This is a genomic window from Arachidicoccus rhizosphaerae (assembly GCF_900107765.1).
In the GTDB taxonomy this organism is placed as follows: domain Bacteria; phylum Bacteroidota; class Bacteroidia; order Chitinophagales; family Chitinophagaceae; genus Arachidicoccus; species Arachidicoccus rhizosphaerae.
The window spans coordinates 1-3,420 of the sequence record NZ_FNQY01000047.1 but is presented as its reverse complement, the minus strand read 5'-3'; the positions used below and the strand labels follow the sequence as shown (position 1 = coordinate 3,420).

1 protein-coding gene is annotated in these 3,420 nt (G+C 41.0%); it reads left to right on the top strand.

The genetic code is table 11. The annotated features are described in order from the left end of the window. Window positions 1–381 precede the first annotated feature (381 nt). A complete protein-coding gene (locus BLU80_RS19275) occupies window positions 382–3,081 on the top strand; it encodes a glycosyl hydrolase 2 galactose-binding domain-containing protein (protein ID WP_091401593.1) in 2,700 nt (899 codons plus the stop codon). The last annotated feature ends 339 nt before the right edge of the window (window positions 3,082–3,420 follow it).

The window sequence follows — 3,420 nt, the reverse complement described above, 5'->3', positions numbered from 1 at the left end:
CCGCCCGGGGTTCCGTTCCGCTTCGGCTACGCCTCCGCTACACTTCACCCCGGGCGGGTACCAACCCTGTTGCACTTATCATTTGAACTTGCGAATTATTTAATTTTCAGTTTATTATGTTTTCTGATTAAATAATAATGTTGCTTCTGGGTTTCCTGAACAATCTTTGCAAATCCGCTATTTATTCGTAAAGCTTCCATTCCGGCCTCGGTATTTTTGCGAATAATGCCAAAATAAAGGTTTAAATACAATAACAGGCGGCTAATAAAGCTTTAAAAGCGAAGTAAATTGGTTATTTTTGATACAATCCGCTGTTATTCTTTCAGTATTGATGGATGGCTCTTGCCACGAATCCATGTTTTAAAGTACAATTCTACCACTATGATAAAACAATTAAAAGGGCTCTGCATATTTATTTTTTGTTTATTAGGTGTATATGGAGCCTGTCAGCCTGCTAATCCCGGAAATGAAATATTAAAAGCTTCCAATGAATTAATCTTAAAAGATGGATGGGAGATGCAATCCTCATTAAAAATAACGCAAAATGGGACCGATCTCTCAAGTAAAAATTTCCGGCCCACTGACTGGTATCAGATTTCCGTTCCTTCCACCATTATCGGAGGCCTCCTGGCCAATGATTATTATGATTTCGATCCCTTTATGGGACAAAATTTTAAAAAGTTGTCGGATCCGGCATTAGATAAACCTTGGTGGTTCAGAAAAGAATTCAGCTTGCCTAGTAATTTTGATGGGAAAAATGTTGTATTAAAATTGCAAGGTGTTAATTATAAGGCCAATGTGTGGGTTAATGGACATTTAATAGCAGATTCATCTGCAGTTAAAGGTCCCATGCGAATTATTGATTTGGATATTACGAAGTCTGTAGCTGTTGGAAAAAATGTGCTTGCCCTGGAAATTTTAAGGCCTTTTAATCCCAACAGGAAGGATGGCGATTTGGCCATTGATTATGCGGATTGGATTCATTATCCCCCTGATTATAATGCCGGGATAGTCAACGATGTTGTGCTGCTGGGATATGATAAAGTGGGAGTTCAATATCCACAAGTTGATACGCATTTTGATTTACCATCATTAGATGTGGCTCACCTGACCGTACACGGTCTGGTAACAAATTATACCAACGTCAGCCAAAAAGTAGAGGTCAGAGCTGTGTTGAATCACCATAAATCGGTGAGCAAAACTGTTAGCTTAGCTCCAGGAGAAAAGCAGGATGTTAGTTTCTCATATCAGTCCTTTGCCGCACTAAATATTAAAAACCCTAAAATCTGGTGGCCGTGGCAATATGGCGAGCCGCTATTAAATCATATAAAGCTCTCTGTTTATCAGGATAATAAATTGTGTAGTGCTGTAGCCGATGAGTTTGGGATTCGGGAGGTGACTTCCAGTCTCATTGACAATCATTCCCGGGTGTTTATGATAAATGGTAAACGCATTATGCTAAGGGGAGCAGCCTGGTCGCCGGATATTTTTCAAAGACGCACCGCAAAAAGGCAGCAGCAGGAAATATTGCTATATAAGGATATGCATCTAAATATTATTCGTTCGGAAGGTAAATTTGAGGATGAAACCTTTTATGACCTTTGTGACAAATATGGCATGCTGGTTATGACAGGCTGGATGTGCTGCGGTGCCTGGCAGTATCCGGAAAACTGGACCAGTGCAGAGAGGGCTGTAGCCATGGCCTCTGATAGTTCCATGATGTACTGGCTAAGAAGTAAGGCCTGTATTATGGTTTGGCTGAATGGGAGTGATATGCCTCCAAGAGACCCTTCGGTGGAGCGTGATTATCTGGCTATTGAGAAATCTCTGCATTGGCCTAATCCTATATTAGCTACTGCCAATGAATCCAAATCCCAGGTTTCCGGTTACAGTGGGGTAAAGATGGCGGGGCCTTACGAATGGGTGCCACCCATTTATTGGGAATCAGATAACAAGCGTCAATATGGGGGAACCTGGAGTTTTGCTACAGAAATCTCTCCTGGACCTTCCATTCCGCCATATGAAAGTTTGACCAGGTTTTTGCAGGGGGATGGCCTCCACTATGATTCCGACGACTGGAATTATCATTGTGGTACGATGAAGTTTGGCACAACAAAGGTTTTTAATACGGCCCTTTTTGCACGTTATGGACAAGTATCTGATATGAAGGACTACGCTAAAAAAGCACAGGCCCAGAATTATGAAGCGCATCGTGCGATGATGGAAGCATATGGTTTACATAAATATAATACGGCCACAGGTGTCATTCAGTGGATGGGTGCAAACCCATGGCCAAGTCTTATATGGCATACATTCGATTATTATCTGAATCCGGGAGGTACTTATTTTGGCATTAAAAAAGCCATGGAACCTGTCCATGTGCAATATTCCTATGCTAATAATAGTGTCGCACTGGTGAATTCCACCCTGAAAATGAAAAATGACCTAACCGTAAAGGCCGAGATTTTTAACCTGGACGGCCAAAAAGTCTTCGATAAACTTTCGGCAGCTCAGGTTGGAGCCGATGGTACAACAAGTGTTTTTTCATTGCCAGCGCCAACGGATGATTATTCAGATACTTATTTTTTACGATTAGGGCTACAGGATGAATCCGGCAAAATAATTAGTACTAACTGGTACTGGCTTTCCCGTAAAAAAGATGCACTGAACTGGTCAAAGTCAAATTGGTGGATGACCCCACAAACTGATTATGCAGATTATAAGAGTTTGCAAAGTATGCCTAAGACAAGGGTGGAAGTAAAAAAAGCAAGGGAATTAGTCAGAGGACATTTAAGGGATTCGGTTAAACACAAAATAACATTGACCAATAAAGGGAGCGTAGTCGCCTTTCAGATAAGAATCCGTGCGGCAGAGAAAAAAGCAGATGGTAGTGTGGGTAAAGATATTTTACCCGCCATTTACAGCGATAACTTTATTCAACTGGCTCCAGGAGAAAGCAGAACCATAACTTGTAGTTATGCCGTAAAAGACGCTAAAAAAATAATTGAAGAAGAGCCAAGCGGTGAAGGTAAGGGGAATGTGGAGCTTGAAGTCTCCGGTTGGAACCTGGAAAATGATTGAATAACAATGAACCGCCTTTGTAATTAAATCCGACTGGCAGTTATGCTCTATAATATAAACAACAGCTTTTATTTTATGAGGTACTAAGGATTGTTGTATGGCACTCCTACGATTCATCATATGGAGTACAATTCAGTGTTGTTTTTTCCAGGAGGCACAGAGCGAAAAAAACAACCCAACATATTATGCCTTAAGGATTGCAGTTTACCGGTTCTGATACGATATGTACCCTAAAAAAGACTACTTAGAGTCTGCTCAATAACTCACCGCTAGGTGGTCATTAACACATTATAATAATTTTTAATTCTGAAATTTCCGGCTAGCCTGACTACATGATAG

Excerpts from the sequence above, each read along its gene's own strand:
- BLU80_RS19275 (WP_091401593.1), top strand. The coding sequence starts at position 382 with ATGATAAAACAATTAAAAGGGCTCTGCATATTTATTTTTTGTTTATTA.